This is a genomic window from Candidatus Poriferisocius sp. (assembly GCF_965204015.1).
Lineage (GTDB): Bacteria > Actinomycetota > Acidimicrobiia > Acidimicrobiales > Bin134 > Poriferisocius.
Map to the genome: position 1 here is coordinate 2,370,894 of NZ_OZ241965.1, position 25,621 is coordinate 2,396,514.

Below are 25,621 nucleotides of genomic sequence, written 5' to 3' on the forward strand. Positions count from 1 at the left end.
TCAGGTCTTTCCCAATCGGCGCTTCAAGTTGTCGGCCCGCTCAACAAGATGGTCGCCGCCCAATCTGCCTATCAGCTCGGGGAACTCCGGGGTGGGGCCGGCCCACTCTAATTCGTCGAGGCCATCAAACGTCGGGGCGTCGTCGGCGATGGTAGCCACCTCCCGGAAGAGCATGGCCAGGTCCCGATTCTCGGTCAAGGTAGCGGCCAGCTTGGCCGATCCCCGCACGCTCACTTCCCACTGGCCCACGGCGTCGGGGATGTTCTCCAGGTGTATGTAGTGGGACAGCACCGTCGCGGTGGAGCGGGCGCCCCAGCCGGGCAGGCCGGGGAAGCCGTCGGCGGTGTCGCCCACCAGGGCCAGGTAGTCGGGGATGGATTCGGGCGCCACGCCGAATTTGTCCACCACCCCTTGGTGGTCGATGAGCTTCTGTTGGCGGCGGTCGTACTGCACGATGCGCCCGTCAGCGGTGACGCATTGGGCCAGGTCTTTGTCGGGAGTGCAGATCAGCACCTGCTCAACGCGTGGATCGAGGGCGGCCTTGCGGGCGGCGGCGCCCATAGCGTCGTCGGCCTCGTGGCGCACCATGGGCCAGACGCAGAAACCGGCGGCGGCCAACGCCTCCTCCACCAGGGGAAATTGGCCCATCAGCTCAGGGGGCACTCCCTCACCGGTCTTGTAGTCGGGCCACAGCTCATTGCGGAACGACTCGATCACTTGGTCGGTGGCCACCCCGATGTGGGTAGCTCCGTCGTCGACCAGCTGGAGCATGCTGTGGACCACTCCTCGGGCCGCACCGTGCTCGGGGTCGCGGTTGCCGGGGGAGAAGTGATAGCGGAACAGCTCATATGTTCCGTCAACAAGGTGGACCCGCACATCGCGACCGTATCCTGTTCGGCATCGAAGGCGAACAGGCAAAGGGGAAGCAATGAGCGAGACGGTGATCTTGGCCGGGGCCCGCACGCCCATCGGGAAGATGTCGGGCGGGCTGGCGTCGTTTCGGGGGACCGAACTGGGGGCGCTGGCCATTCGAGCCGCGCTGGAACGGGCGGGGGTGGTTCCCGAGCAGGTGGATTACGTGTTCATGGGCCAGGTGCTTTTGGCCGGGGAAGGCCAGGCCACGGCCCGTCAGGCCGCGGTGGGGGCGGGCATCCCCATGACGGTGCCGTCCACCACGGTGAACAAGGTGTGCTTGTCGGGCATCAACACCATTTATCTGGCCCACCAGATGATCTCGGCGGGCGATGCCGAGATCGTGGTGGCCGGGGGGATGGAGTCGATGACCAAGGCGCCCTACCTGTTGACCAAGGCCCGGGAGGGGTATCGCCTGGGCGACGGCGACTTGGTGGACTCCATGATGTACGACGGGCTGTTCTGCGCCTTCGACCACTGCGCCATGGGTACCGGTACCGAGAAGTACGCGGCCTCCAGCGGGCTGGCCCGCGAGCCTCAGGATGCGTTCTCGGCTCAGTCGCACCAACGGGCCGGGGCCGCGGCGGCTGCGGGGCTGTTCGACGATGAGCTGGTGATGGTGGAGGTGCCTCAGCGCCGGGGCGATCCGGTGCTGGTTTCGGCCGACGAGGGAGTGAGGTCGGACGCCACCGCCGAGTCGCTGGGCCGGCTCCGTCCGGCGTTTGCCGAGGCGGGCAACATCACCGCGGGCAACGCCTCGCAGATCTCCGACGGGGCCAGCGCCCTGGTGGTGGCCAGCCGGGAACGGGCCGAACAGCTCGGGGTGACGCCGCTGGGAACCTATGTGGGCTACGGACAGGTGGCCGGGCCTGACCCATCGCTGCTCACCCAGCCGTCGCGGGCCATCTTCCAGGCGCTCAAGTCGGCCGAGTTGGGCCTGGGCGACGTGGACTTGTTCGAGATCAACGAGGCGTTTGCCGCGGTGGCGCTGGCATCGATGGCCGATCTGGGGATCTCCGACAACGTGGTGAACGTGAACGGCGGCGCCATCGCCTTGGGCCATCCCATCGGCGCCAGCGGGAACCGCCTTGTCCTCACGCTGTTGCACGAGCTGCGCCGCCGGGGAGGCGGTGTGGGCGCGGCCGCGTTGTGCGGGGGCGGAGGCCAGGGCGATGCGCTGTTGGTTCAGGTTTGATTGTTACAGTTCAGTAATGACTTGACTTTGTTTCGTCATCTTCGTAATGTAAATGCAACAAACAAGCACCGCCTCATGTGCGTCGGTTCCATTGCCCCCCGCCCGACTCGCTGAGGCGGTGTCTTGCTTAACGGGATTCAGCTAGCTCAGGTGGCGGAGATCCGCTGGCGTCCCTCCAATGCCCGGCTGAGGGTGAGCTCATCGGCATACTCCAAGTCGCCACCCACCGGCAGGCCGCTGGCGATTCGGGTAACGGCCACACCCAGCGGCTCGATGAGCCGGGCCAGGTACATGGCGGTGGCCTCGCCCTCGATGTTGGGGTTGGTGCAGCAGATGACCTCGGTGACGTTCTCGTCGTCGATGCGGGCCAGCAGTTCTTTGATGCGGAGCTGATCGGGTCCGATGCCTTCGATGGGGTTGATGGCGCCGCCGAGCACGTGGTAGCGGCCTCGAAAATCCCGGGTCTTCTCCAGGGCCACGATGTCGCGGGGCTCTTCCACCACGCACAACAGGGCCGGGTCCCGCCGATGATCAGAGCACAATTCGCATTCGGAATGCTCGCTGAGGTTGAAGCACCGCTGGCAGAACTGGATTCTGGCTTTGGCCTCCTTTATGGCATCAGCCAGGCGCACGGCGTCGAGCTCGGGCAGTTTCAGGAGGTGGAAGGCGATGCGCTGGGCCGACTTGGGGCCAATGCCCGGCAAGCGTCCCAGCTCGTCGATCAATACCTGGACCGGGGCGGAGTAGACGCTGCTCACGCGGGGCCCGACTATCCCTGTTGGCCGGAGGCGGTGGGCGGATCGAAGGTGACCAGCTCGGAATCAGGGAAAGCCGCCATGATGTTGGAGATGGCCTCCTGGGTAACGGTTTCCTCGTCCACGAGTTCTTTGGGGTCGATGGCCTCCTGGTGATCATCGGCGGCCGGAGCGGAGCGGGCGGGTGTGGGCTCAAGGTCGGGGGGCGGGGCAGTGCTTTCGTCGTCAAGAGCCAGCCGCAGGGGCACAGCCCGGCCGAAGTGCTTACGAAGGGCGGTGTCCACTGCGTCGCGGACTTCCTCGCATCGGTCTAGCTGGATTTGATTGGGGAGGGCGAATACCGCAGTGCTGGGATCGTTGGTCAAGAATCGACCGGCCTGAAATCGGACTCGGGCCCTGTTCGGGAGATTGGCCAATATGGAGTCTGCCCAGGCCAGGACTATCTCCTCGCGGCTGGGCAGCGACGCCTCGCTCTCGACGGGGGCGCCATCAGGTGGGGCCGGGGAAGCCGTCTCCGGTGGGGTCGGGGAAACGTCTGGCGAAGCCGCCTCCGGGGCTGGGGAAACGTCTGGCGAAGCCGCGGTGGAGGCCTTTTGTGCCCGCATGGCCCCCAGGGTGGGCCGCGGGGCCCGGTCTTGAGCCGGGGGTGCATCGGCTTCGGCGCTGGGGGCGGGCTCGGGCGCAGTCGGGACGCGTCCTTCCGCTCCCGCCGTTCTAGCCCTAATTTCGGCGGCCGCGGCGAGGGCCCGCTCATGCCCGCCGGTCGGTGCGTCGGCCTGCCGGGGAGCAGACGAGGCCGCAACGTCTCCCGCCGGTTTGGAGCCAGCACCAGAATCGGCCGGCGCGCGGATGCCGCCACGCTCCAGGCGTTCGATGCGCTCCAGCAGCGCGCTGACGTCGGTGTCGAGATCGCGGCGGGTGAGCCGGGCCAGCGCCACCTCCAGGTCCACCCGAGGGTCGGGGGCTTGGCGCATGTCCACCAAGGCGGTCCCCAGGACCTCGAGGGCTCGGGTGAGCCCCGCCGGCGGGATCTGATCGGCGGTGGCCCGGGCCTCAGCTTGCTGGGCATCGGTGAGATAGCTCAGATCGGCGCCCATGGCGCACAAAAAGGCGTTGCGCAGGCGGTCGAGCAGGGCTTCGCCGACGATCCTCGGCTCCCGCCCCGACCGCAGTGTCTCGTTTACGGCGACGAGGGCGGGGCCGTAGTCGTGGCTGCCCAAGGCCTCGACGATGGTGTTGACCTCTTCGAGCCGGTCGGCCACACCGCCGGCTGCGGCGATCTGGTCGAGAGCCGACAGGGTGTCGCGAGCCGACCCGGCCCCCCGGTGGACCGCGTGTTCGATGGCGTCGTTGTCCACCTCCAGTTCGGCCTGCTCGACCACCCATCGGACATGGTCGGCCAGCACGTCGCCGTCGATGAGGTTGAACTCCAGGTGCTGGGTGCGGCTTCGAATGGTGGGCACCACCTTGTGGGGCTCGGTGGTACACAGCACGAACACCACATGGTCGGGGGGCTCTTCGAGCGTCTTCAGCAGGGCATTCTCTGCGCCGGGGGTGAGCATGTGGACCTCGTCGAGCACGTACACCTTGGCCTTGCCGGGCGAGCCCATCGCCACCCGGGAGATGAGGTCGCGAACATCGTCCACCTTGTTGTTGGAGGCGGCATCGAGCTCGATCAAGTCGTAGGAGGTGTTGTTGGCGATGTCCAGGCACGACTGGCAACGACCGCAGGGCTCCCCGTCGTCGCCCAGATCGGTGCAGTTGAGGGCCTTGGCCAGGATGCGGGCGGTGCTGGTCTTGCCGGTGCCCCGCGGGCCGCTGAACAGGTAGGCATGGCCGACGCGCCCCTGTTGAACCGCATTCTGAAGGGCCCGGACCACGGGTTCTTGCCCGCGCAATTCGGCGAAGCGACCCGGTCGGTAGCGTCGATACAGTGCCTGGAGGGCCATTGCGCCGACTTTACTCAGGCTGAGCGACAACAAGGCTGAGCCAGGCGATGCAGTCCCGGTCTCGATGTACCTATTGCAGCCGGCAAGCTTCACCAGAGAGTCAAGCTGGCCTCACAGTCCCGGTCTCGAAAGTGATGGCCAGGCGATCTGCGGCACACCCCAGGATCCGCTGAGAGCTGCTGCCTCCCGGCCCTGACTCGGTTCACGGGCTGGCGTTGCACAGGACCCGACCATCACATTCCAAACCGGGCACACGGCCCGGATGCAGTCAGGATAGCGCCAACCGGTGCGGGACCGCCCGTCGGTGTGCGGTAAATTCCCTAACTCCCGGAGGGGTGCGAGAGCGGCCGAATCGGCACGCTTGGAAAGCGTGTGTGGCGCAAGTCACCGTGGGTTCGAATCCCACCCCCTCCGCAAATTTGTATGCGCCTTGGCCAGGTTCTCAGACTCGATTCCTTTCACCATCCTTGAGAAGCAGCAAGATCGGTTGCTGGGTCGTCGCATTGGAAGGAAGGCCAAGTGAAGGTGCGGGTGGCTGATAGATGCGTCATCAGGTCCCAATTGGCTGAGAAGCCTGCGGGTTTAGGTGTAGAGGAATTTGAGGGTGGGGTGGTTGTTGAGGGGTGTGGTGTCTGTGATGTTGTTGTGGGTGATGTCGAGGAACCAGAGGCGGGGGAGTTGGGCGAGGGGGGAGATGTCGGTGATGTTGTTGTGGGCGAGGCGGAGGTCGGTGATCTGTGTGAGCGGGGCGAGGGGGGAGATGTCTGCGATTTGGTTTTGGGTGAGGCGGAGTATGGAGATTTGTGTGAGCCCTGAGAGGTGTTGGATGTTTGTGATGTGGTTGTGGGACAGGGTGAGGCGTTTGAGGTTTGTGAGCCCGGCGATGGGTTCGAGGTTGGAGATTTGGTTGGAGGAGGCGCTGAGGCGTTGGAGTTGGGTGCGGTTGCGGAGCGGTTCGAGGCTTTGGATGCGGTTGATGTCGATGAACAGGGTTTTGAGTTGGGGCAGTGGGGGCAGGTCGGCGATGTCGGCGAGGTCGTTGAGGATCAAGTTGAGGTGCTCGAGGCGGCTGAGGCCCGAAAGCGGGGCGAGGCTTTGGATGCGGTTGGATTGGAGGTCGAGCTCGCGCAGCTCGGTGAGCGCGGTGATGGGGGCGAGGTTTGTGATGTGGTTGCCGGGCAGCTCGAGGGTTCGAAGGGCGGTGGCGTGTTGGAGGCCGTCGAGGCTGCGGATCGGGTTGGGGTCGTTTCGGCGGGCGGCTCGTTTGAGGGTTCGTAGCCCGGCGAGTTGTTCGGCGGTGGGCTGCTGGTCGGGGCGCAGGCCCAGCGCGTTCTGCACCGCGGCGAGAAGCGACGCGTCCGCGATCAGCGAAGGCACGAGGCTCTGGGGGCGGGCGTGCACGGTCCCGCCGAGCGCGTCGAGGGGCGAGGTGTCGGCGATGAGGTTGTAGCGCACGTCCAGATAGCCCAGTCCCGACAAGCCGCCCAGCGTGTTCGCGGCGGAGATCTGGTTGCCGTCGGCCCACAGGCTGCGAAGGTTCGACAGGGCGGCGAGGGGCGAGGTGTCGGCGATGTCGTTGTCGAACACATACAGCGCCCCCAACCCCGACAGGCCGCCCAGCGCCGACACATCCGAGACGCCGTTGCCGCCCAGGCCCAGCGACGCCAGACCGCTCAGGCCCCGCAAAGGCGAGACGTCGGAGACCTCGTTGAACGACGCGTCCAAACCGGCCAGCCCCGACAGATGCGACAGCGCCGACACGTCGGAGACCTCGTTGGCGTGCAGCCGCAAAGACCGCAGCCCCACCAGACCCGACAGCGCCGACACATCGGCGATGTTGTTTCCGCCCAGCCCCAGCGCGGTGAGTCCGGTCAGGCCCCGCAGCGGCGACACGTCTGAGACGCGGTTGGCGCCCAGCTCCACCGCCGCCAGGCTCTCCAGACACGACAGCGGGCCCAGGTCGGCCACGTCATGGCCGAACAAATCCAGCACTCGCAGGCCCGAGGCGTGCTCGAGCCCCGACAAGTCCGACACCCGCCCCCCGCCGGAGGCAGACGACAGCCCGCCCGCGGGAAGCGACAGCTCGCCGAGCGCGCCCAGCTCCGCTGTGGTCACCGCCTCCCCCGGCGCCTTGCCCAGAGCCCGCTCGATCCCCGCACGCAGGACCGCGTCGCCCACCGCCACCGCTTCGGCGCCGCCGCCCGCCTCGGGGCAGGCGAACCCCCCGCCGCCGGGCCTCGCCACCGCGCCCGGCGCACCTGTCTGCTGCGCGCCGGCAGGGGGCGGCCCGCTCACCGTGTCGGCCAGCGGGTAGGCCCGAGCCGGGGGAATATAGCCGCGGGGCTCTTCCCGCTCCTCCAACAGGCGCTCCTCCTCCAACAGGCGCCGCCGCTCCTCCTCAAAGCGCTGCTGCTCTTCGGGCAGGCGCTGCTGCTCGGCGCCGGCTTCGGGGCCCTCGGCCTGCCCGCCGACACCGCCGGACCCTCCGCTGGCGTTGCTGGTTGGGGGGCGCGGCGGCTGCGGCCGGGCGACGGTCACCACATAGCGGGCCGCGGCGGCGCCGATGCGCGAACCGGAGATTCCCGCGGGGATCTCTCGGCGGACCCAGACCCAAACGGTGTGCGGCCCCGCGGGCTCCAACTCGGGAGAGCGGGCCCCCCAGCACACCGCGGCCTGGCCGGTGGTGATGGCGCAGGTGTGGTGTTCGTTGGCGGACACTGCGGTGAATCTGCCGGGCGGGGCGTCCAACTGGCCCCAGTAGTTGAAGCCCCAGCACACCACGCCGGAGTCGCCGGCTTCGATGGCGCAGGAGTGGTAGCGGCCGGCGGACACTGCGGTGAACTGGCCGGCCGGGGCGTCCGACTGGCGAGAGTTCTTGTCGCCCCAGCACACGACGCCGGAGTCGCCGGCCTTGATGGCGCACGAGTGCGAACTGCCGGCGGACACTGCGGTGAACTGGCCGGCCGGGGCGTCCGACTGGCCGGAGCGGTTGGAGCCCCAGCACACCGCGCTCCGGTCGACCTTGATGGCGCACGAGTGCGAACTGCCGGCGGACACTGCGGTGAACTGGCCGGTCGGCGCGTCGGTTTCACCGTTGTTGTTCCTGCCCCAGCACACCGCGGTGTGGTCGGTCTTGATGGCGCAGGAGTGCAACCAGCCGGCGGACACTGCGGTGAACTGGCCGGCCGGGGCGTTCGACTGGCCGTTGGAGTTGGAGCCCCAGCACGCCGCGCTCTGGTCGGTCTTGATGGCGCATGAGTGGCGCCCGCTAGCGGACACTGCGGTGAACGCGCCGGCCGGGGCATCTGACTGGCCGTCGTCGTTGCCTCCCCAGCACACCGCGCTGCCGCCGGCCCGGATCCCGCACGAATGCGCATCCCCAGCTGCTATCGAAGCGAACAGCCCCGACGGCGCGTCCTGCTGCCCCCAGGCATCATCTCCCCAGCACACCGCCGCACCGCCAGATCTCACCCCGCACGAGAAGCCGAAACCGGCCGACACCGAGGTGAACGGCCCCGACGGCGAGACAGCCTCACCGGCGTAGTTGCCGCCCCAGCACACCGCGCTCTGGTCGGCCTTGACCCCGCAGGAGTGCCAAAAGCCTGCGGACACTGCGGTGAATTTCCCGGCCGGGGCAGAGATCCTCGAATCGCCGAGCCCCCAGCACACCGCAGCACCGCCGGTTTTGACCCCGCAGGAGTGGTGGTCGCCGGCGGACACTGAGGTGAATGTGCCGGCCGGGGCGTCCGCCCGGCCGCGGCTGTTGTCGCCCCAGCACACCACGCTCTGGTCGGCCCTGATCCCGCAGGAGTGGTTACGGCCTGCGGACACTGCGGTGAACTTGTCGGCCGGCGGGTCCGACTGGCCGTTGGAGTTGTCGCCCCAGCACACCGCGCTCTGGTCGGTCTTAACCCCGCAGGAATGGTCCTTGCCGGCCGATACCTGGGTGAACGAACCCGACGGCGCTGTGGTTTCCCCATAATAGCCCGAACCCCAGCACACCGCAGCCCCGTCGCTCCTCACTGCGCAGAAGTGGCCTTCGCCCGCCGACACCTGGGCGAACGACCCAGAAGGGGTTCGATCCCGGACCCACGAGTACCGGCCCCAACAGGCCACCTCGCCGCCGGTCTTGATCCCGCACGAGTTCGAACTACCGGCATCGACCGACACGAACCCCCGGTCGGTGCTGAGGGCGATCTGGTGTCCCGGGGTGTCGGGGTCGGCGTCGGGGGGCGAGGTCGTCGCGGTGCCGCCGGTCGCGGTGGGCGACACGGTGATCTGGTTCCATTGGGCCGGAGCGACCGCCTCATAGTCGCCGGTCTCCGAGTCGAACGCGGGGTCCAGTTCCAGCTCGGCGCAGGATCCCGCGACCAGACAGGCCGCGCTGAATCCCGGCCCGTAGATCTCCAGCGACTCCAGGCGGGGCGACTCGACGGTTTGGATGCGGTAGGCGCTCCGCTCGCCGTAGCCCCACAACGACTCGACGGTGACCGAGATTACCCTGTCAGACGGCAGGCGGACCTGGTGGCCCGGCGCGCCCGCATCCGCGTCCCCAGGGAAGACTTTCACCACGTCGGACGCGGCTGTTTTTCGCGCGGTCAGCGTCCCGGTGCCCCGCGGGGTCTCCGCCACATAGTCCGCCACGTCGGCGTCGAACACCGTGCTCAATAGTTCTTTGCCGGCCGGGCCGGTCAAAGACAGCCCTCTCAGCGCGGCTTTGGAACCCTGCCCGAAGCTGTGGTCGCCCCAGCACACCACCCGTCCGGTGGGGTTTTCCTGCTCGGCGGGGTTTTCCTGCTCGGCGGGGTTTTCGGCGGGCAGCGACTCGAGTCCGCAGGTGTGGCGCCATCCGGCTGACACCTGGGCGAACGGTCCGGCGGGGGCGTCGGTTTGGCCGTGGCCGTTCTCGCCCCAGCACACGACCACGGTGCGCTGACGCCCCGAGAACCTGGTCCCGGTCTCGTCTTGCACCCCGCAGGTGTGCGCGAACCCGGCGTCCAGCGACCGGAACCCCAGCGCGTTCGCGGGCGGCGCGCCGGCGATCGCGGCGGCGTCGCCCCAGCACAGCACCCCCGACAGGTTCGTCACCCCGCAGCTGTGGCGGCCGCCCGCCGCGATGTCGGTGAACAACTGCCCCGTAGGAGCAGTGGCCTTGCCTTGGGTGTTGTCGCCCCAGCACACCACGGTGTAGTTGTCCCGCAGGCCGCACCAGTGGTTCCAACCCCCCGACAGCTTCTCGAATGTGCCCTCGGGGACTGCGGCCATGCGCGCCCCGGTCTGGTTGTGCCAGCACACCGCCTCGCCCCCAGGGCGCAGCCCGCAGGTGCGCAAACGGCCCGCCGCGATCTGGGTGAACGCCCCCTGCGGGGCGAACCCCAACACCCGCCCGGGATCGGCCGACCAGCACAGTACCGTGCCCCGCTCGTCGCCGGGCCCAAGCGGCCGCAAGCCGCACCCGTAATCGGCGGTGCCCGACACCACATAGCCCACCGGAACAGAGACCTGCGAGAACGCCTGCCCCTCGGGCACCGCTGCGACCAGATCCTCGTCGCCCCAGCACCGAACCGCCTTGTTCGCGAACAGCCCGCACGAGAACCGGCCCCCCGCCGCAACCGACATGAACCCGCGCCGCTGCCCCACAACCCGCTGAGCGCCCAAGATGTCGCCCAGCTCGTCCACCGCCCCCAGCGGATTCACGATCCCGTGGCCGAACTCGTCGTCGCGGCCCGGGCTGCCCCCATCGTCAGCCGACCGCTCCAAAGCGGCCCGCACCTGGCCCGGAGTCGCCTGCGGGTGGCGGTTCAGCATGTGGGCCACCACCCCCGACACGAACGGCGCCGCCATCGACGTGCCCGACTTCTCCGTAGTGCCGCACACCAAAGCAGCGGGAAGAACCGGCGCCAGCTCGCACCGGTCCGTGGACAAAACGCCCTCGCCGGCAATCTTCTCCCGTTTCTCGTTGAGGTTCCCGCCGGGGGCGGCGACGACCACATAGCCGTTGGCCGTGCTGAAGCCGCTGCGCGTTCTTTCGTGGGACACCGACGCGACCGCGATCACGTCGCCAGCGACCAAGGCGGGCTCCGCGGTGCCCGCCAACTCGAAACTCCCAGAAAACCCGGCCGGCAGCCGCACCGCGTTGTGGCTAGGACAGTCGCTCTCTTTCCAATTGGGAGTCCCGTCGCCGTCGCCGTCGCGGTCGTCGCCGCAGTTGTCGGCCGCGGCGACGGCGACTGCGCCGAGCATCGACGCGGTGCGAAGCGCCGTCTCATAGGTATCCGCCTGGGGGATCTCTATGCCGCCGGCGTCGAGACCCGCCGTGTTGTGGCGGGAGGTGCCTGAGAACGACATGTTGATGACCCGCGCCCCCCGGTTCACCGCCTCGGCCACCGCGGCGGGCGGCGACAGCGGCCCCAGGCCGGCCCCGGAGTCGGCGCAGGTGTTGCCGTCCATGGCGACGCTGACCGGCAGGATCCGCGCGTTCGGGGCCACGCCGGCTGTGTTGATTCCGTTGTCGGCCTGCGCGGCCACGATCCCCGCCACATGGGTCCCATGGCCATGCGGGTCTTTGCCGTGGCAGCCGCCCGCCCGGCCCGCCGCGAGCTGGTTTCGCAGATCGGGATGGCGCACGTCCACCCCGGTGTCCAACACCGCCACCGTCACCGTATTCCCAGGCAACCACCCCTGCCACAAGTCCCCGGTGATGTCGGGGGTGAGGTGCCACTGCCCGCAGCAAGCGCCTTTGTTTGGGTTTGGCTTGTGGTCGTCGGTTGTGTCGTCGTAGTGGCCGGTGTCGTCGTCGTTGCCGGGGTGGGTGTAGTTCGGATTGCTGGTGTCGTGGTCGGGGGAGTAGCGGTGGGCGGGCTCGGAGACGGCGAACACGGTGGGGTCTTGGGCGAGGAGGTCGCGTAGTTGGTCGGTGGTTCTTCCGTCGAGCTCCGCGTATTGGACGAGCAGGCAGCCGCCGGCGATGCGGACAACCTCGGCCGCTGTCGGTGCCGCGTCCGGGTCGCCGAGGTCGGCGGGCGGGGCGACGATGGTGATGCCGGCTGTGTTGAGGGCGGGGGCTGTTTCGCAGTCGGCCCGGCCCGGCGTGATCGTGGTGGCGGCCTGGCCGAGGCGCTCGAGGTCGATGCCAGAGCGCGTCGGGGCGGTGAACGGGTCGAACACCGGTGCCGCGTCGTTGGGGGAGGACGCGAAGTCGGGCACGGCGACCTCGAAGCTCGCCGACCACTCCGACAAACCCCAGGGGTTGTGTGCCCGCACCGCGAACCAATACGACCCCTGGTCCTGGGGCAGGCCGGCCACCACCGCCGAGGGCCCGTCGAGTTCCACAGCCACGCCGCCCGCGGGCTCGCGCTCTGACAAAAGCGCCCACCCGTCGGGGCTGCGCCACATCACCTCGTAGCCGGACGCGCCCGCCGTGTCGTCCCACTCCAGCCACACCGCGCCGGGCACCGCCCACTCGCCGCCCGCCGAAAAACTCCCGCCCAGAACCGGCGCCGAACCAACAGCACCGCCGTCTACACCAGCAGCACCGCCCGGACCCGCCGCCCCGAACTCAAACCTCGGAAACCCCGGAAACCCCGGAAACCCCGGGCCTGCCGAAGCTGCCGGGGGGGGGGGGTAACTGCGGGCCCTCGCCGGGCAGGGCCTGCGCCGACGCCGGCATCACCACACCCGCCGACAACACCGCAGCAGCGAAGACAATACGAGCAGCCGCCCGTCCGCGCCGCCCGCCTATCTCAACACCTCTTCGACATAATATCCTCATAGCCGGCCCAGATGCTGGCCGCCCCAACCAGACTGCGCCAAATCGCGGGCCGGCCTGTGCCGTGTGAACCCGGGGCCGCTTACTCCAAAGGGGTGGGCATCCAATCGTCTTCGCTGAAGTAGCGGGAGCGAGCGCCGGCGCCGTCGTGTTCGTGGCCCCAGCACACCGCGCCCCCATCGGTTCGGATACCGCAGGCGTGGTGGCGGGCCACGACCACCTGGGCGAGCTCCCCGCCGGGCGGCGCGATCGGCCCGGCGACGTCGAGCGCGCGGCCGAAGTTGTCGAGCATCTGGGTGGACTCCCCGCCGGGCGGCGCGATCGGCGCCGAAAGGGCGCCCTCCAAAGCGACGAAGTCCCCCCAGCATCCCAGGGTGTGGTCGGCGCGGATCGCGCACCCCGACCCGTTGGGGGCTACCGACACGTCTGAGAACTCGCCGGCGAACCCCTCGCCCAAATCGAGGGGTTGTTGGGTGTGGGTGTGCCAGCACACTAGCGATCGGTCGGCTGATCTGATGCCGCAGCCGCGGCCGCCGCCGACCGACGCGGCGGCCAGCGGCCCGGCGCTGTGGGGCGGCCGGGCCGAGACGGTGTGCTCCCAGCAGGCGATTTCACGGGTTGCCGACACGATCCCGCACGGGCCCCGGGCGTCGAGGGCCGCGAACTCCGCTGTCGGAGCGGCCATCGCGGCCCAGCCGGGCCCGTCGGCGGTGTGCCGCCAGCACTCGACGGCGCGGTCGGCCCGCAGCCCGCACACCACGCCGTCGCCGTGCAGGCTCGACGTCGACACCGAGGAGTACCCGCCGCCGGGAACCTCCTCGAGATCGGCCCAGGTCTCCAGCACCGAGGAGTACCCGCCGCCGGGCACTTCCCCCGGGCCCCGGTTCTCGCCCGGGAACCAGCACACGGCAATACCGTCGGCTCTCAGCCCGCACACCATGTCCCCATACGCCGAAACCTCGACGAGGCCCGCTTCGGCGGCCGGGTCAGACGGGTCTGGCCCGCCCGCGCCTTGCGGGCCCGCGTCGGGCGCCAGGACGTGCTCCCATCTGGGGCCCCGGCAGATCGCTGCGCCGTCGCGGCGCAGCCCGCACACGAACATGTCGCCCACCGCTACACGGGGCCGGCCGTCGGGGTTGTGGCCCCGGCACACCGCGCTCAGGTCGGCTCTGACGGCGCAGGAGTGCAGAGCGTCGGCGGACACCGCGGCGAACTCGTCGGGCGGCGCGTCGGCCCGGCCGTCGGGGTTGTGGCCCCAGCACACCGCGCTCAGGTCGGCTCTGATCCCACAGGAGTGCAGATCGCCGGCGGACACCGCGGCGAACTCGCCGAGCGGCGCGTCCCACTGGCCGTCGGGGTTGTGGCCCCAGCACACCGCGCTCAGGTCGGCTCTGATCCCACAGGAGTGGAGATTGCCGGCGGACACCGCGGTGAACTCCCCGAGCGGCGCGTCGGCTTGGCCGTGGGGGTTGTGGCCCCAGCACACCGCGCTCAGGTCGGCTCTGATCCCACAGGAGTGGAGATTGCCGGCGGACACCGCGGTGAACTCCCCGGGCGGCGCGTCCCACTGGCCGTCGGGGTCGCGGTCCCAGCACACCGCGCTCAGGTCGGTTCTGATCCCACAGGAGTGGTTACCGCCGGCGGACACCGCGGTGAACTCGCCGGCCGGCGCGCCCGTCCCGTGGACGTTGTGGCCCCAGCACACCGCGCTCAAATCGGTTCTGACCCCACACGAGTGCAGAGCGCCGGCGGACACCGCGGTGAACTCCCCGGCCGGCGCGTCCGCCTGGCCGGCGCCGTTTTGGCCCCAGCACACCGCGCTCAAATCGGTTCTGACCCCACACGAGTGCAGAGCGCCGGCGGACACCGCGGTGAACTCCCCGGGCGGCGCGTCCGCCTGGCCGAAGACGCTGGAGCCCCAGCACACCGCGCTCAAATCGGTTCTGATCCCACACGAGTGGCCGCGCCCAGCAGACACCGGGGCGAATCCGCCGGCCGGCGCGCCGGTGAACACCTCCCCGAGGAACGGCGCCGGCGACCGGTCCTCGTTGCCCCAGCACACCACAATCCCGCCGACGCGCACCCCGCACGAGTTGGACCAGGCGACAACAACCTGCTCGAAGCGGCCCTCAGGCGCATCGGCCCCGTCACCCCAGCACACCACCTCCCCGCCGCCGCCCGCTTTGACGCCGCAGCCGTGTCCAAAGATCCCATACCACCCGCTGGTCACCGCGACCTCGGAGAACCCGTCGTCCGGGACATCCACCCTGGCCGAGACCGGCTCATACACCTTGGACCGCCGGTCCCAGCACACCGGCTGCCCGCCGCCGGCTCTGATCGCGCACCCACCCCCCGCCTCGGCCGACACATCTGAGAACACACCGCCGGGCAAACCCGAACCCTCCCCCGACACAACCCGGGCCCAACACCCGAACCCCGCCCCAGAACCCACCCCGCACACCTCGCCGTCCCCCACCACCAAACCAGACAACCCGCCCGGCACACCCGCATCAACCCACCGCCGCCCATCCCAACACGCCACCGACCCGCCGGCCCCCAAACCGCACACCCCGCCTGCGCCCGCGGCGATATCCACAAACCCCTCCCCACGCTCATCAGAATCGGCCCGCAACTCCCACACCAGCGGATAACCGAATTCGTTGACTGAGACCGCCACCGCATCGCCCAACCCCGAAAAACCCTCGCCCCAGCACACCACAACCCCATCGGAGCGCAAACCGCACGCATGGTCCCCTTCGATATTCCAATCGGGTGCACTGCTGCCCGCGCTGCTCCACAGTTCCACCCTGGAGAACTCCCACTGAACCGGCGCATTGCGAACCACCCACCCCCAGCTCGCCGCCTCTGCATCCTCTTCGCCCCAGCACACCAACTCCCCGCCGGCCCGCACCCCGCAACTCGCCAACGTGCTCACTGCGATATCGACAAACACCCCGCCAGGCGCATCCAAACGCCCCAAACCCGGATGCCAAACCACCGGCTCAGACACCACCGGCTCAGGCGACACCGTCGCCCCAACACCGCCCCCAGGCGGCGCCGCCCCGCCCGAGGACCCCCCGCCGCCCCCGCAGCCACCGGCTACCGCCGCCAACACCGCAACCGCGACCAGCCAGGTCCGGCGCCTACCCGAACGCAACCACATCATCCCCACAAATCAAACACACCGCAACCATCACTGCCCGATCCTAACCAGCCGCCCGACACCCACAGCACCCGGCTGGTGGCCATGGCTGCGATCCCAACTACCCCACCCGCCCCCGACTAAAGCGCGGTTAGGGCACAAATAGCGGGACAGCGGTCGGGCCATCGCACCGATGGCGGCCACCACCCCAGGCGGGACTGTCAGATTTTGGGTCTGTCAGATTTTCTGTGTAACCGGCCGTGATGGTTTTCATTTGATGTGGTCGGCGATTCTGTCGCCGTAGTGGACGGTCAGTGTGTTCAAGATGGCTTTCCAGCCGTTGGTCTTGCCGGTGAGGTTGCTGCGGTTCTTGCGCCTGGTGGTGGCGACAAGATAGAGGATCTTCATGGCGGCCTGCTCGTTGGGGAAGTGCCCGCGGTGTCGCACGGCTCGTCGGAACCGGGCGTTGAGGCTCTCGACGGCGTTGGTGGTGTAGACGACCCGGCGCAGCTCGGCGGGGAACTCCAGGAAGGGTGTGAACTCGTCCCACACGTTGCGCCATGAGCGGATCATGGCCGGGTAGGTGTCCTCCCAGTCTTGGGCGAACGCCTCGAAGCGGGCCTCGGCGGCCTCGACGGTGGGAGACGTGTAGATGTCCCGCATTGATCGGGTGATGGGCCCCCAGTGGGTTTTGGACGCGTAGCGGAGGCTGTTGCGGACCATGTGAACCACGCAGGTCTGCACCACGGCGTCTGGCCAGGTGGCGCGGATCGAGTCGGGCAGGCCCCTCAGCCCGTCGCAGCACACGATCAAAGCGTCGGCCAGGCCCCGGTTGCGGAGCTCGCCCAACATGGCCGCCCACTGCTTTGCGCCCTCGCCGCCCGTGGGGCCCAGCCACAGGCCCAAAACGTCGCGCTCGCCGGCCAGATCGACGCCGATGGCGACGTAGACGGGCCGGTTGGCGACCTGGGAGTCGCGGACCTTGATGGTGATCGCGTCGATCAGCAGCACCGCGTACACGGCATCGAGGGGCCGGTTCTGCCACACGGCCATGTCGGCGACGATCTCGTCGGTGATCTTGGAGATCGTCTCCCGGCTCACCGACGTGTCGTAGATCTCGGCGAGGTGAGCATGGATCTCGCCGGTGGTGAGCCCCTTCGCGTAGAGGCTGATCACGTTGCCCGAAAGGCCGTCGAGGCGGCGCCGGTGCTTGGGCACCGTTACGGGCTCGAACGTCCCCGCACGGTCACGGGGCACCGCCAGATCGATCTCGCCGATCTCGGTGGTTACCCGCTTGGGCGACGAGCCGTTGCGAGAGTTCCCCGACCCGCGGCCCCCCGGATCGTGGCGCTCATAGCCCAAATGCTCGGTCATCTCGACCTCGAGGCCGGTCTGGAGCACCTGGCGCACCAGCCCGGTCAACAAGCCGCCGTCGCCGGTCAGCTCCACTCCCTCGGCCCGGGCACGCTCAACGAGGAGCTCAGCCCAGTCCTGCATCGCCGCCTCGCCGGCGGCCTCTTCCGCCGGCACAGCCGGCATATCCTGATCAGTCACAGACATGATCCTTCCCGGCCCGCAGCACCCGGCCGCGGACCCTCAGATCACGCCCGATACACAAAATTCCTGACAGACCACCCCAGGCGCTTTGCCGGTGCCACAACGACGAAACTGGTGTGGCTGGCCCGCCCGAAGGCTGTCGACTTGAGCGCTGTTTAGTTACATGATGTGTAGCCATATCGTTATGCAACCAACTGCCATATTGTTAGATAAAGCCCGCTGATTACATCATCAGACACTTCGGTGCCGGTCGGGTGGGACGAGTGCTGATGCGGCCGATCGAGAGTCAGGTGGTTTGGCCGGCGAATTGGGCGGTGTGGAGGTTGGCGTAGGGGCCGGCGCGGGCTAGGAGTTCGTCGTGGGAGCCTTGTTCGGCGATGCGGCCGCCGTCCATGACCACGATGGTGTCGGCGCCGCGGATGGTGGAGAGGCGGTGGGCGATGACGAAGCTGGTGCGTTCGGCTCGCAGGGCGTTCATGGCCTCTTGGATGAGCACCTCGGTGCGGGTGTCCACCGATGAGGTGGCCTCGTCGAGAATGAGGATGGCCGGGTCGGCGAGGAAGGCCCGGGCGATGGTGAGAAGCTGCTTTTGGCCCGCGGAGATGTTGTCGCCCTCGTCGTTGATGACGGTGTCGAAGCCGTCGGGCAGGGAGTGGACGAAGCGGTCCACGTAGGTGACCCGGGCGGCTTCGAGGATCTGGGCGTCGGTGGCGTCGGGGTTGCCGTAGCGGAGGTTCTCCCAGATGGTGTCGCCGAACAGCCAGGTGTCTTGGAGCACCATGCCGAACTTCGACCGCAGCTCGTGGCGGGGCAGGGAGGTGATGTCGCGCCCGTCGAGGGTGATCTGCCCCCCGTCGAGCTCGTAGAACCGCAGCAGCAGGTTCACCAGCGTGGTCTTGCCCGCCCCGGTCGGCCCGACGATGGCCACCGTCTGGCCCGGCTCCGCGACCAGGTCGAGCCCGGTGATGAGGGGCTTTTCGGGTTCGTAGGAGAAGTGGACATCGTCGAACACCACCCGTCCCCGGGTGGGCGGTGGGTCGGGTACCGGCTCGGGATCAGCGCTGATCTCGTCCACATCGAGCAGCTCCACCACCCGCTCCAGCGAGGCGATTCCCGATTGGAAGGTGGCCGCCATCGAAGCGACCTGCTGGACGGGCATGGCGAACTGCCGGGTGTACTGGATCATGGCCTGCATGTCGCCGATGGTGATCGCCCCGCTGGATATGCGCAGCCCGCCGACCACGGCGACAGACACGAACTGGAGGTTGCCCATCAGCATCATCACGGGCTGCATGGCCGACGACAGGAACTGGGCGGCCCGACTGGAGTCGTAGAGCTTGGCGTTCTCCTCGGCGAACCGCTGGCGCTCCTGGTGCTGGCGGCCGAAGGCGGTGACGATGGCGTGCCCGCTCACCACATCCTCGGCCTGGGCGTTGAGCGTGCCGGTGGTGCGCCACTGGCGGAGGAACCGGGGTCGGGCCCGGGTGGCGAAGATCCGGGTGGCGAACACCGAAAGGGGCACGGTTATGAAGGCCACCAGCGCCAACAGGGGAGAGACCGTGAGCATCATCACCGTCACGCCGACGAGGGTCAACACGGCGGTGAGCATCTGGTTGATGGTCTGCTGGAGGCTCTGGGAGAGGTTGTCGATGTCGTTGGTCACCCGGCTGAGCAGATCGCCCCGAGCGTGCTGGTCGACGTAGGACAGGGGAAGGCGGTGGAGTTTGGCCTCGATGGTCTCTCGCAGTCGGAACATCGACCGCTGGAGCGCCCCGCTGAGGAGGTAGTTCTGGACATGGCCCAGCGCCCACGCCACAGCGAACACCCCGCCGATGAGGAGAAGCCGATCCCGGAGCCGGTCGGTGTCGATCCCGCCTTGGCTCACGCCGCTCACGATGATGTCGGTGGCCCCGCCGAGGAGCCAGGGGCCGATCACCGTCAGGCTCACGCTCATCACCGCCAACACCATCACCAAGATCAAAACCGGGGTCTCCCGGCCGGTGATCTTGGCGAGTTGGCGAACGGTGCCCCGGAAGTTGCGGCTCGTCTCCACCGGCAGCGGTGCGCTCATGCGGCCCGAGAAGCGCAACGCCTCGCGGCCGTAGGTCTGAAGAGCCTCTTGATCCTCGTCTTCTTGGCTGTCGTCGCCACCGACGTCGCCGCCCGGCTGGGGGTCCTTCGGCCCGGTACTTTTCGGCTCAGGGTCGCCCGGAGTGCGCTGGTTCATGCCGTCTCACCTCCTCTCTGGGAGGAGACGATCTCGGCGTAGGTGGGGCAGGTGTCCACCAACTCGTCGTGGCGCCCTTGGCCGACGGTGATGCCGCCTTCCAGCACGATGATCTGATCGGCGGTCTCGATGGTCGAGATCCGCTGGGCAACGACCAAAACGGCGGCGTCGCGGGTGCGGGGTTCGAGGGCCTGGCGCAGTCGGGCCTCGGTGGCCAGGTCGAGGGCGGAGAAGGAATCGTCGAACAGATAGACCGCCGGTTGGGCCACCAAGGCCCGGGCGATGGACAGCCGCTGGCGCTGGCCGCCCGACACGTTGGTGCCGCCCTGGGCGATGCGGCTCTCGAGCCCGTCGGGCATCGATTGCACGAATCCCGCGGCCTGGGCCACTTCCAGGGCCTCCCAAAGTTCCTCGTCGGTGGCGTCGGGGCGTCCGTAGCGGAGGTTGGAGGCCACCGTGCCGCTGAACAGGTAGGCCCGCTGGGGCACGTAGCCGATGGCGCCCCACAGCAAGGCCTGGTCGAGTCGGCGGACATCGATGCCGCCCACAAAGACCCGCCCGGAGGTGGCATCGGCCAGGCGGGCGGCCAGCGTCAACAGCGTGGTCTTGCCCGCGCCGGTCGACCCGATGATGGCCGCGGTCTCGCCGGGCACGGCGGTGAACGACACGCCCTCGAGCACCGGGTGGTCAGCGCCGGGATATCGGAAGCCGACCTCTTGGAACTCCACCGCCCCGGGCCGAGTGAAGTCGCGGATCGGGGTGCTCGGGGGGCCCACCGATGATTCGGTGTCGAGCACTTCCATGATGCGTTCGGCGGCCACCGCAGCCCGGGGGATCATCGACACCATGAACGCGGCCATAGTCACAGCGAGGAGAATCTGGAGCAGATAGGTGAGATAGGCCACCAGCGACCCGATCTGGGTGGACCCGGCTTCGATCCGGTCGGCGCCGATCCACAGCAGCGCCACGCTGGACAGGTTTACCAGCAGCGTGACCGCGGGGAACACGGCCGCCATGAGCCGCGCCGCCCGCAGCGAGGATTCGGTGAGGCGGTGGTTGGCCTCGGCGAACCGGGCGCTCTCGGTCGGCTCCCGGGTGAAAGCCCGCACCACTCGCACGCCGGTGATCTGCTCGCGCAGCACGGCGTTGATCCGGTCGATGCGCTCCTGCATCTGCTGGAACGCCGGGGACATGGCGGCGATGATCGCGCCCGTCACCACGATCTCGAGGGGCACGACCACCAGCAGCAGCACCGACAAGCCGGCGTCGGTGCGAATGGCGAGCACCGTGCCGGCGATCATGGTGAGCGGAGCGGTGATCATCATGATCACCACCAGGGCGGTCAATGTCTGGATCTGGTGGGTGTCGTTGGTGATGCGGGTGATGAGCGAAGGGGTGCCGAATCGGCCGACTTCCCGGGTGGAGTAGCGGGTGACCCGGTCGAACACGTCGCGCCGGATGTCGCGGCCGAACGCCATGGCCACCTCCGACCCGTACCAGACCGCCACGGTGAGCAGCACCACCTGGATGAACGAGACCAACAGCATGATCCCGCCCATCCGCCAGATCACCGACTGGTCGCCGAGCAGGACGCCGTCGTCGATCAAAGTGGCGTTCAGCCCCGGCAGCAGCAGCCCGGTGGTGGTCTGGCCGGCCTGGAGGATCAAGACGAGCACGATGGCCCGGCGGTGGGGGGCCAGATGGCTCTTGAGGAGTCGTCGCAGGCTCATGGGTAGATGTGGCGGCGGCTCGCTGCCGCGAACTTCAGGTTATTGCCCGGTGTGGTTGCGGGGTCAGACGATGACCCGTCCGCCGTTGACCCCGAGCACCTGCCCGGTGATGTAGCCGGCGTCGTCGCGGCACAAAAAGGCGCAGGCCGCGGCGATGTCGGCGGGCTGGCCCACTCGGCGCACGGGGGTGGTGGGGATGTGCTGATCGATTCCGCTTCCGAGTTGGCCGCTATCGGCAGCCCGGTGAAGCGAGGGAGTCTCGATGAAGCTGGGGGGGACGGCGTTGACGGTTATGCCCTTGTGGCCGAACTCTTTGGCCAGCGACCTGGTCAACCCGATGACCGCCGCTTTGGAGGCCGAGTAGTGCGTGTGGCCGAAGTTGCCGGTCTGGGCGCTTGACGACGAGATGTTGACGATGCGACCCCAGCCCTCTTCGATCATGTGGGGGATGACCACCTGGCAGAACTCGAAGGTGCCTCGCAGGTTGACGGCCATCACTTGGTCGAAGGACTCCCGGGAAATGTCCAGGAACCGCCCAAACGGTGTGATGCCGGCATTGTTGATCAGAATCGTGGGGCGGCCGAGCTTTTGGACTGTCTCATCGACTCCCGATTCGATCGATGTTCGATCGGCGACATCGCAGGCTATTGCGATGGCGCTTCCCCCGTCTGCTTCGATGGCCGTTGCGGTTGCTGTGGCCCACTCGTCGTTGAGGTCAAGAACGGCCACGGCGGCGCCGTCGGCGGCCAATCGCCGGCTGACGGCCGCGCCGATGCCGGATCCGCCGCCGGTCACGATGGCGACGCGCGGTTGGGACCAAGCAGAAACGGTCATTGTCTTGGACCTCTCCTTCTTCGCAGTTTCGCCAATGTTACGTGATTGTTTGTGAAGGGCATCACTGGATAGATCGAGCTTATGACATGCTCATAGAAACATCATTTTGCACTTATTAGTAGACTGCTTGATTGATTTGTCCACGGAGCAGTGAATAAGAGTCGAAATTGTTTTTTTACCAACGGATATCGCAGAATTCAAGCGTCAAACTTCTATTTCATCAGCACCTTTTGGTTAACATCTTTCTTTTTTCATCTTATAGTTCTTCGTAGGTGAGTACCCGTGGCCATTGATGACGCGTCCCAATCTGACGATCCGATGATCATTGCCGACCCATCGGGAGCGGGGAAGCTCACACCGCGGGAGGTGGAGGTATTGCACTTGGTGTCGCTCGGTTGGGAAACCGCCAAGATTGCGGAAGAACTCGGCGTCAGCGAGCACACCGTGCTCAACCACATCCGCAATTTCCGCCAAAAGCTCGATGCTCAGAACAAACTGCAAGCCGTGATCGCCGCGGTGCGCCTCGGCATACTGAAGTGGCAGTAGGCGCAGATCTTGCCGCTTAGGCCCCATTCTTGACACGCCACTTGCGGAGGGAGGGGGATTCGAACCCCCGGGACCCCGGAAGGCCCTACGGCTTTCAAGGCCGCTGCAATCGTCCGCTCTGCCATCCCTCCGAGGGGGAGGATAGTGGTGGGCAGGCGGTGCTGAGGAGGCGGTTTAGGTCCAGGTGTTCCAGGCGATGATCTCGTCGGGGTCCTTGCGGGCGGGGGGTTTGAGGTCGTCACCCCGCAGGTAGGCCACCGGGATGAGGCATGTCTGGAGATAGTCGTCGGGGATGTTCAGCAGAGCGGCAACCTCGCCAGCGGCCAGCAAATGGGCGGTAGTGAAGGTGGAAGCTAGGCCCCGGCTGTGCAGGGCGAGCTGGAAGTTCCACACCGCGGGCAGGATCGAGCCGAACAGGCTGGCGGTCCAGGCGAGATCAAGCTCGGGGTCGAGCTGGCCCCGGATGCAGGGAATGACCAGGGCGGGCACTTCGTGGAATCGTTCGGCCAGGTAGAGCACGGCCTCAGAGTGGCGGACGCCAGCGGGGTCTCCGTCGGCCCGGCGCCGGTCGAGCAGCTCGTGCATGGGCGGCACGATGCCCGCTCGGTAGACCTCGGCGATGGCCGCCCGGGGCTCGGGATCGGTCACAATCAGCCAGCGCCAGTCCTGCGCGTTGGAGGCGTTGGGGGCATAAGCGGCCAGCGTCACGCAATCTCGCAAGATGTTTGGATCCACCGCCCGGTCGAAGTCCAACCGACGCCGCACCGACCGAGTGGTGGACAACAGCCGGTCAATCGCATCGGTGTCGAACGGGGTCATTGCTCACGATCTCCCATGGCCCCGGATGGTAGGCGCGTAGCTGGGCTATCCATGAGGTCGGGACAGGAGCGATTCGCTAGGGTGGGAGGGCCTGGAGAGGTGGCCGAGTCCGGTTGAAGGCGCTTCCCTGCTAAGGAAGTAACTGCCGCAAGGTGGTTCGTGGGTTCGAATCCCACCCTCTCCGCTCATTGCCGGTCGCTCGTGGATGGAGTGGTTTACCGGGATAGGGTTCGACCCCATGGGAATGCTTGACGGGAAGACGGCCATCGTTACCGGCGGGGGCCAGGGAGTGGGCCGGGGGATCGCCTTGGCGCTGGCCGCTGAGGGAGCCGGGGTCACGGTGGCGGCCCGCACCGAATCGAAGGTGCAGGCGGTGGCGGCCGAGATTGCCGAGCGGGGCGGTTCGGCGCTGGCGCTGGTGTGCGACGTGAACGAACTGGACGACATCCAGGCGTGCGTTGACCGCACAGTGGAGCACTTCGGCACCGTCGACATCTTGGTGAATAACGCCCAGCAGGTGCCCCACGGGCACTTGCTGGAGGTCAGCGATGAGGCCTGCATTGCGGCGTGGACCTCGGGGGCGCTGGCCTCCATCCGCTTCATGCGGCTGTGCCACCCCTATTTGAAAGATGGTGGGGTCATCATCAACCAGGGCTCGGGGTCGAGCCTCAAGACCGACCCCAGCGGCATGGGGGTGTACGCCGGGGTGAAGTCAGCCATCCAGTCGATCACCCGGGCCGCGGCCATGGAATGGGGCGCCGACGGCATCCGGGCCATCACCCTGATGCCGGTGGCCATGTCGCCCGCCATGGAGGATTGGAAGGGATTCAACCCCGAGGGCTTTGCCGCGCTCCAAGAGCGCTTTGCGCTGAAACGAGTGGGAGACGCCGAGATCGACATCGGCCGCGTCGTGGCCTTCCTGTGCAGCGACACCGCCAGCTACATCACCGGCACCACCGTCAACATCGACGGCGGCGACGCCTACCTGCGCTAGCCGGCCGGGGCTATGTGGCCTTCTAGGTTGTAGGGGCGGTAGGGGCCGAAGATGGACTGCTCTAGGACGCCGATGCCTTGGCGGTCGCCCATGCGGACCTTCATGAGGTGCTGGACGTGTTGGTTCTCGAAGGCGGTCTCGTCGATGTCGGCCAGCTTCCAGCGCTCGGAGTCCATGGCTAGTTCGCCCTTCCAAGTGCCGTGCGACCAGGTTGGGTGGCTGTAGCCGATGCCCTTCATGCGGTAGGTGAACTGCTTGTCGAAGGTGATCTCGTGGCGGGTGTCGTCTTCCAGTGAGGTCATGGCCAGCGTGGCGCTCTTGATCATGCGGCTGCCGGGTTCGAACTCGAGCTGGTGCTCGAGGCGGTGCATGGGCTCCACGCCGGGGTCCTCCACGCCGGGGTTGTCGGCGAGGGATTCGTAGGCGGGCAGAAAGGCGCCCACGTGGAATCGGGGCCGGCCCAGAGTGTCCTCGAACAGCTGGTAGTGGCTGCACATGTCGTCCCAGTGCAGGGGGGCCCATAAGAAAAACAGCCCCATGGCCCGCGGCGCCTGCGGAGCGCCCCGGTTGTCGCCGCCGGCCACCGGGCGGACGCCCCAGGAGCGGTCCTTGGTGCCATAGGTCTCTGTCCGGTCGATCTCCATGCGCTGGCCGTCGTATTCGATCCAGCCGTGCCAGCGGCCGAACTGGGTGAACCGGGTGGTGTCCATGATCCGGCGGCTGCCGTCGGACCAGTGATGGCGGGGCTCCTCGATGGCCGCGGTGCGGGCCTCGAAGGTGAGATCGGCGGCGAAATCGGTGTCGTTTGGTTCCAGCACCACCCGACAGGCCTTCATGGGCTCGGTGATCTCCAGGTTGAACGGGCCCACGCTGAGGTCGGAGGGCTCGGGGTTGGCCCGGGCCGAGGCGTGGAAGGCGTGCTGCACCCCGTTGTGGACGATGCTGATGCCGCAGTCCTGGATGTCGAGGTGGGGATAGCGGGCGGTGCCCACGCCGAGGTACATGTCGCCGATCTTGGAGTAGCCGTTGAACCAGTAGCGCTCGTAGAAGTCCTTCTCCCCGGTGGAGGGAGTGGCTATGGGGTCGGGAGTCTGGTGGATGGGGAAATCGTCGAATTTGGTCAGCACGTGCCTATGGTGGCAGACCGCGTCTTCCCGACGATTGTCGGAGGGGCTGGTATCATCGGCTGTATA

At 67.9% G+C, this 25,621-nt stretch carries 14 protein-coding genes, 3 tRNA genes and 1 other RNA gene; 5 read left to right on the top strand and 13 right to left on the bottom strand.

What is annotated here, in order from left to right:
* On the bottom strand, positions 1-876 hold the full coding sequence (locus ACOGJC_RS10610) for a 5'-3' exonuclease (protein ID WP_419844969.1): 876 nt from the start codon (positions 874-876) through the stop codon (positions 1-3).
* 52 nt (positions 877-928) lie between these two features.
* Between ACOGJC_RS10610 and ACOGJC_RS10615 the strand changes: the two genes are divergently transcribed.
* Positions 929-2,107 carry an acetyl-CoA C-acetyltransferase gene (locus ACOGJC_RS10615; protein WP_419844970.1) on the top strand — a complete coding sequence of 393 codons (1,179 nt, stop codon included), beginning with the start codon at positions 929-931 and terminating at the stop codon, positions 2,105-2,107.
* Positions 2,108-2,253: 146 nt separating this feature from the next.
* Here ACOGJC_RS10615 and recR read toward each other — a convergent pair whose 3' ends face one another.
* The 3 genes from recR to ffs all read right to left on the bottom strand — a co-directional run bounded on the left by recR (position 2,254) and on the right by ffs (position 5,043).
* On the bottom strand, positions 2,254-2,865 hold the full coding sequence (gene recR / locus ACOGJC_RS10620) for a recombination mediator RecR (protein WP_419844971.1): 612 nt from the start codon (positions 2,863-2,865) through the stop codon (positions 2,254-2,256).
* 11 nt (positions 2,866-2,876) lie between these two features.
* Positions 2,877-4,811: a DNA polymerase III subunit gamma/tau gene (gene dnaX, locus ACOGJC_RS10625; protein ID WP_419844972.1), complete on the bottom strand. Its 1,935-nt coding sequence runs from the start codon at positions 4,809-4,811 to the stop codon at positions 2,877-2,879.
* A gap of 133 nt (positions 4,812-4,944) precedes the next feature.
* Positions 4,945-5,043: signal recognition particle sRNA small type (gene ffs / locus ACOGJC_RS10630), an RNA gene on the bottom strand.
* Positions 5,044-5,140: 97 nt separating this feature from the next.
* Here ffs and ACOGJC_RS10635 point away from each other — a divergent pair.
* A tRNA-Ser gene (locus tag ACOGJC_RS10635) sits at positions 5,141-5,225 on the top strand.
* A 168-nt stretch (positions 5,226-5,393) separates the two neighbouring features.
* Here ACOGJC_RS10635 and ACOGJC_RS10640 read toward each other — a convergent pair.
* From ACOGJC_RS10640 to ACOGJC_RS10665, 6 genes are all read right to left on the bottom strand, one after another.
* On the bottom strand, positions 5,394-12,266 hold the full coding sequence (locus ACOGJC_RS10640; RefSeq protein ID WP_419844973.1) for a leucine-rich repeat domain-containing protein: 6,873 nt from the start codon (positions 12,264-12,266) through the stop codon (positions 5,394-5,396).
* A gap of 395 nt (positions 12,267-12,661) precedes the next feature.
* Positions 12,662-15,745 carry a hypothetical protein gene (locus ACOGJC_RS10645; protein WP_419844974.1) on the bottom strand — a complete coding sequence of 1,028 codons (3,084 nt, stop codon included), beginning with the start codon at positions 15,743-15,745 and terminating at the stop codon, positions 12,662-12,664.
* Between the two features lie 246 nt (positions 15,746-15,991).
* Complete coding sequence (locus tag ACOGJC_RS10650; RefSeq protein WP_419844975.1) at positions 15,992-17,281, bottom strand: IS256 family transposase; 1,290 nt, start codon at positions 17,279-17,281, stop codon at positions 15,992-15,994.
* Between the two features lie 283 nt (positions 17,282-17,564).
* Positions 17,565-19,505, bottom strand: coding sequence for an ABC transporter ATP-binding protein (locus ACOGJC_RS10655; RefSeq protein ID WP_419844976.1), 1,941 nt, complete (start codon positions 19,503-19,505; stop codon positions 17,565-17,567).
* The gene (locus ACOGJC_RS10660; RefSeq protein WP_419844977.1) at positions 19,502-21,235 is read right to left on the bottom strand and encodes an ABC transporter ATP-binding protein; all 1,734 of its coding nucleotides are present in this window, start codon (positions 21,233-21,235) and stop codon (positions 19,502-19,504) included. Before ACOGJC_RS10660 ends, ACOGJC_RS10655 begins: the two co-directional genes overlap by 4 nt.
* 63 nt (positions 21,236-21,298) lie before the next feature.
* Positions 21,299-22,069, bottom strand: a complete 771-nt coding sequence (locus ACOGJC_RS10665) for an SDR family NAD(P)-dependent oxidoreductase (RefSeq protein WP_419844978.1) — start codon at positions 22,067-22,069, stop codon at positions 21,299-21,301.
* 282 nt (positions 22,070-22,351) lie between these two features.
* On the opposite strand from ACOGJC_RS10665, the gene ACOGJC_RS10670 reads away from it, so the two are divergent.
* Complete coding sequence (locus ACOGJC_RS10670) at positions 22,352-22,615, top strand: response regulator transcription factor (protein ID WP_419844979.1); 264 nt, start codon at positions 22,352-22,354, stop codon at positions 22,613-22,615.
* A 44-nt stretch (positions 22,616-22,659) separates the two neighbouring features.
* On the opposite strand, the gene ACOGJC_RS10675 is transcribed toward ACOGJC_RS10670, so the two are convergent.
* Both ACOGJC_RS10675 and ACOGJC_RS10680 read right to left on the bottom strand, forming a co-directional pair.
* A tRNA-Ser gene (locus ACOGJC_RS10675) sits at positions 22,660-22,746 on the bottom strand.
* A gap of 43 nt (positions 22,747-22,789) precedes the next feature.
* Positions 22,790-23,434, bottom strand: a complete 645-nt coding sequence (locus tag ACOGJC_RS10680; protein ID WP_419844980.1) for a nitroreductase family protein — start codon at positions 23,432-23,434, stop codon at positions 22,790-22,792.
* Between the two features lie 93 nt (positions 23,435-23,527).
* Here ACOGJC_RS10680 and ACOGJC_RS10685 point away from each other — a divergent pair.
* Together ACOGJC_RS10685 and ACOGJC_RS10690 are read left to right on the top strand one after the other, a co-directional pair.
* Positions 23,528-23,618 (top strand) — tRNA-Ser (locus tag ACOGJC_RS10685).
* Positions 23,619-23,672: 54 nt separating this feature from the next.
* Positions 23,673-24,428, top strand: coding sequence for an SDR family NAD(P)-dependent oxidoreductase (locus ACOGJC_RS10690; protein WP_419844981.1), 756 nt, complete (start codon positions 23,673-23,675; stop codon positions 24,426-24,428).
* Here ACOGJC_RS10690 and ACOGJC_RS10695 read toward each other — a convergent pair.
* Positions 24,425-25,555, bottom strand: coding sequence for a hypothetical protein (locus ACOGJC_RS10695; protein WP_419844982.1), 1,131 nt, complete (start codon positions 25,553-25,555; stop codon positions 24,425-24,427). The two genes, ACOGJC_RS10690 and ACOGJC_RS10695, sit on opposite strands and share 4 nt — an antisense overlap.
* Positions 25,556-25,621: the final 66 nt, after the last annotated feature.